This window comes from Plebeiibacterium sediminum (assembly GCF_026013605.1).
In the GTDB taxonomy this organism is placed as follows: domain Bacteria; phylum Bacteroidota; class Bacteroidia; order Bacteroidales; family Marinilabiliaceae; genus Saccharicrinis; species Saccharicrinis sediminus.
In genome coordinates this window covers 1-4,361 of the sequence record NZ_JAPDPJ010000141.1, presented here as the reverse complement: position 1 = coordinate 4,361, position 4,361 = coordinate 1, and the positions used below count along the sequence as shown (strand labels likewise).

Below are 4,361 nucleotides of genomic sequence, written 5' to 3'. Positions count from 1 at the left end.
TATTTTAGGAACAACCATAACCATAGAACGACTTCAAAAACGTGGCTATATTGCTTTATCTGATATGTATTATCAATTGCACTCTTCTTTGGCTTCAAATTCTAATTCATTATTCCCCATCATGTAGAGAACCGCCGTATATGTTCCTCCATTTTGAAAGTCCAGTGGACTTTTTAAATGGAAGGAAGGAGCGAAGATCGCGTACGTACGGTGGTGTGAGAGCTTCTCCACTAGGCTTTTAGTCTAGTGGCTTGCTACTCAATTAGCGGTTTGTTGTTTTTCTCCCTGATATGTTTATTGATCGTTGTATCATTTTAGAAATCAAAAGAAAACTTCCAAATAGAACTATTCCTCCATAATATATCATCATCTGGTCAATTTTCTTGTAAATCATCACAAAAATGAAAATAATCCAAGGAAGTGCTAAATTCAAAGTTTGAAAACTAAATATGCCTGTCTTTAATTTAACATCCTTCTCCTCTATAAGCTTTTCCGACAACAAGATATCCTTCATCACTTCAATCTGATCGTTCTTAAGTATTAAATTTCGTTCTTTAAGTCGACCTGACTCAACATGGATAATCACTACAGTTGTAAAATAAAGTGATTTCTTTATAATCAGCTTAGTAATATTTTCCTTCTTTATTAGAGATGAACCAGAAGTAAACAGTATTGAATAAAATGCTAAAACGAAGAATAAGAATGCAAACGCACTAGCGTATAATGCTAAGCCAATATTTTCAATAATATAGTAACCCACAAATGCTAGAATAGTAAATATTGGAATCCCAATAAAAAAAACCATTAAGGTTTTAAATATATTATTAACAGATTTCCCATAATCATCAAGTAAGTCATCAATACATTCAGATTTAGTGATTACTAAGTTATTTTCAAAAATATGTAAAAATTCAAATCTAGTTCTAACTGTCTTTTTTAATGTATCAGAAGTACAATTCCATTCTAACAATTCTTCTGGCGATAGATTAAAAACAGCAGATATTCTATTGAGTGTATCTCCTGTGGGTTCTGTTTCACCTTTTTCAAGTCGTTGAACAGTTCTTAGTGATACCTCTGCTTTATTAGCCAACACCTCCTGAGATAATCCTTTAATCTTCCTTAGTTGTTTGACTGCTTGTGCCAACTTTTCTTTTTCCATATATTATTTTTTGATGACAAAAATATATCAAATCAAATAGGATTCTTGTATTTTCATTATGTCATCTTTACGTCATTTGTCCATTTACTGGGATGTCCTTCACAATAATCGCTAACGGTTCATGTATGGTGTCGTAGCGGATTACGTGAGTTTTCACTTTCAAAATAGCACAGAAATATGGGCGAGCGAAGAACTCCAAAGCTTGCAGTTAAACAGCTATGCACTATACATATTGTTAGCCACTTTTGGGTTTTTTATTTGGTCAAACTGCATGCTAAACACTTGCTTTTCTATATAACCAAATCTTGATATTTTATAATTTTTCAAAAGAGCATCTTCTATATTCTCAGCTTTGATACCCTCACCACAAACAGCTACATCTACAGGCGGAAGAATTGACATTAATTCCCATGATAAAGGATTTGATAAATTAAATCTATTTTTCAACTTAGGACAGAAGTCATATTCGTCTGTAATTTCTAGTGGCGAAAAAACATAATTAATACCATATTCAAAATTCTCATAACTTTCTAATTTAGTTGAAAGATATTTTAATCCTACAATATTATCATTCTTAAATGTAATCCATTGAAGAAGTAAACTTGGAATAATATATTCTTCATGAAATGGTGCTTTAGGATATTTTACTTGAAAACATGAAGCCATTACAAGTGGCCAAAGTAAAAAGTAATTAATCAATTGTTCGGAATCAATTTCATTTCTCTCATATTGATTTATTATAATATTCAAGTCATATGCTAAGTTTAATAGCTTAAAGTTATTTTGAGACTGATAACCTGAAATCCACAATTCTCCGAAATCTTTTCTGCCAAGTTCTAACCAACAAACATAAATTGAAGAGCCCAAATATAAACATGGCAACCCAGCTATGGAAAATCTTTGATTTGCAACTAAATGTCTTTTCGAGAATGGAATATGAAACATTTCTTCTCTTGTTGATAACTGTTCTTCAGAAACCCTAATTCTAAGCAATTTAGAATTGCCATTCGATGAAGAATTATCTTTTTCAATTAGAAACGATATCTTTTCTCTATAAAAATTACTTTCCAACAGTTCTTCAAGGAGATTATAAGCTTTCCCTGAGTTTCCCAATAAATAAGATGATATAACCTGTAAAATTTTTTTATTATTGGCTTCAATATTTTCAAATTCAGCTTTAATTCTTCTGCTGAGTTCATCATTACTTTTTAGCTTTATTATTTTGTCTTCAAATAAGTCTAGTCCTTTTTTCAATGTTTTATAATAAGACAAGTTACTCTGTGATTTCAAGGGAAACGAAAATGTCTTTAGAGAAAATGCTTTTTTTAATTCTTTCATTGTTGGGCTAATGTTTAAGTCTGTTTTTCAATTGTGGCTAACTAATAAGGATTTTATCCTTACCAGGAGCAAGATAATAAAAATAACAAAGCGTTAATTATAAAATAAAAATTATAGAATATGCTTAGTGGTTATTAAGGATAAAATAAAGTTGAACGATGGCGGCTATAACTATGGGTAATTCATTCCTGCAACTAGCTGTAACAAGGAGACTCTTTTGTGGATTTTTTATGGTTACCTTGTTTTTCATGTTACTACCTATTAAAAATGATCAATTATAACTAATCGATAAAGCATAACATTTCCATTATGCCTTTAAGCAAAAGCATTTGAAATCAATTCAAAAAGCAAAGAACGTTGTACCCATACTGTCATTCAAGTTGCCTGACTCTTTTTATTTGAACCATAATACCTTGTTTACAAATTGGACATCTTGATGGATCTTTACCTGTTATCTCTCTTAGTATTTCGTATGCACACAAGCCTTCTAATTGGGATAAATACATCACTTTTCCAACTAAAGAGATGACCTGTTCTCGTTTTCCATGAATATGTACTATTGAAAATATCCCAATATATCTGATCTTAAAAAATCCTTTGGGTAGCACGTGCTGTATAAAACGTCGTACAAATTCTACTGTACTTAACAACATAACCTTTCGGGTTCCAGTTCGATAATCCTTATAATTAAAGCTTACGGTTTTATCCTTTAATGCCAATAATCTGTTGTTTGATATTGCAACACGGTGTGTGTATCTTCCTAAATATTTTAATACACTATTGATTCCTCCAAAAGCTTTTTTGCTATATACATTCCAACTCTTTTCATAAAGCTTTTCTTTTATAATCTTAAAACCTTCATAGTTGGATGGTAAATTCAGTTCCTCATTATCCAATAAGCTTTTGAGTTTCTTTATTAAAATTCCTCTGAACATAGCGGATAGTGCTTTTATGGGAACAAAGAATTTTCTTCTGGAGGCAATCCATTCCGCTCCATCACTACTTAATCCTCCTGCGGGGACTAACATATGAATATGAGGATGGTAAGTTAAAGCTTGGCCCCAGGTATGCAATATGCATAATGCGCCAACATCTGCACCTAAAAAATCAGGATTCCTTCCCGCATTTTGTAAGGCTTCTGATGCAGATTGAAAAAGTATATCATAACACTGCTTCTGATTGATATAAAACAATGGATGCAAAGTATCTGGAATGGTGAAAACGATATGAAAATATCGACCCGGAACCAGTCGACTCTGCAACTGATCTACCCACTGTTGCTGTTTTAAATACTGGCACTTGGGGCAATGTCGATTTCGGCAGGAGTTATAGCATTGCTGTTGATAATTACAGTGATTACATTTTAGTATATGCCCTCCTGCCTTAGAGGTTCTACAACGTAATAGTGCATCTAATACCTTATCCTGTTCATAGGATATATTGTAGCGAGTATAAAGCTCATTATAACAGGATGCGATTACATCTGACACTTCCAACCCGTATCTCTGATTTTGATTTTGAGAAATCATAACTTTGGAGTTATAGGTTGAAGCAAATTAGGAACCTCGCCATAATACGGATGTACCAGATGTAAGTAGCCTGAGGTTGTTTTTAATGAGGCATGACCCATCAGTAATTGTAGGCGCTTCAGATTGACTCCTCGCTCCAACATATGAGTCGCAAAACAATGTCGTAAGGAATGAATAGTTACCGACTTCTGTTTAATACCTGATAGAGCTGCTGCTCGTCTTACCACATTTAAAAAACTTGTAGATATTCCGGTGATGTTGACCCCTCATTCCGGTCATATTGACCCCCTTGGATTTGGGTAACTAAAAATGGTTAGTGTGACAAAATTACATCT

The 4,361-nt window shown here is 32.8% G+C and carries 4 protein-coding genes; all 4 read right to left on the bottom strand.

Annotated features, from left to right (window positions below):
- Positions 1-262: 262 nt before the first annotated feature.
- The 4 genes from OM075_RS24325 to OM075_RS24310 all read right to left on the bottom strand — a co-directional run bounded on the left by OM075_RS24325 (position 263) and on the right by OM075_RS24310 (position 4,253).
- Entirely contained in the window at positions 263-1,159 is an 897-nt protein-coding gene (locus tag OM075_RS24325) for a helix-turn-helix domain-containing protein (protein ID WP_301193164.1), read from the bottom strand.
- Between the two features lie 216 nt (positions 1,160-1,375).
- Positions 1,376-2,497, bottom strand: coding sequence for a hypothetical protein (locus OM075_RS24320; RefSeq protein WP_301193163.1), 1,122 nt, complete (start codon positions 2,495-2,497; stop codon positions 1,376-1,378).
- 371 nt (positions 2,498-2,868) lie between these two features.
- Entirely contained in the window at positions 2,869-4,026 is a 1,158-nt protein-coding gene (locus OM075_RS24315; protein ID WP_301193162.1) for an IS91 family transposase, read from the bottom strand.
- Positions 4,023-4,253 carry a tyrosine-type recombinase/integrase gene (locus tag OM075_RS24310; protein WP_301193161.1) on the bottom strand — a complete coding sequence of 77 codons (231 nt, stop codon included), beginning with the start codon at positions 4,251-4,253 and terminating at the stop codon, positions 4,023-4,025. The genes OM075_RS24315 and OM075_RS24310 overlap by 4 nt, the downstream gene beginning before the upstream one ends.
- Positions 4,254-4,361 lie beyond the last annotated feature (108 nt).

Excerpts from the sequence above, each read along its gene's own strand:
- OM075_RS24325 (WP_301193164.1), bottom strand. The coding sequence starts at position 1,159 with ATGGAAAAAGAAAAGTTGGCACAAGCAGTCAAACAACTAAGGAAGATT.
- OM075_RS24320 (WP_301193163.1), bottom strand. The coding sequence starts at position 2,497 with ATGAAAGAATTAAAAAAAGCATTTTCTCTAAAGACATTTTCGTTTCCC.
- OM075_RS24315 (WP_301193162.1), bottom strand. The coding sequence starts at position 4,026 with ATGATTTCTCAAAATCAAAATCAGAGATACGGGTTGGAAGTGTCAGAT.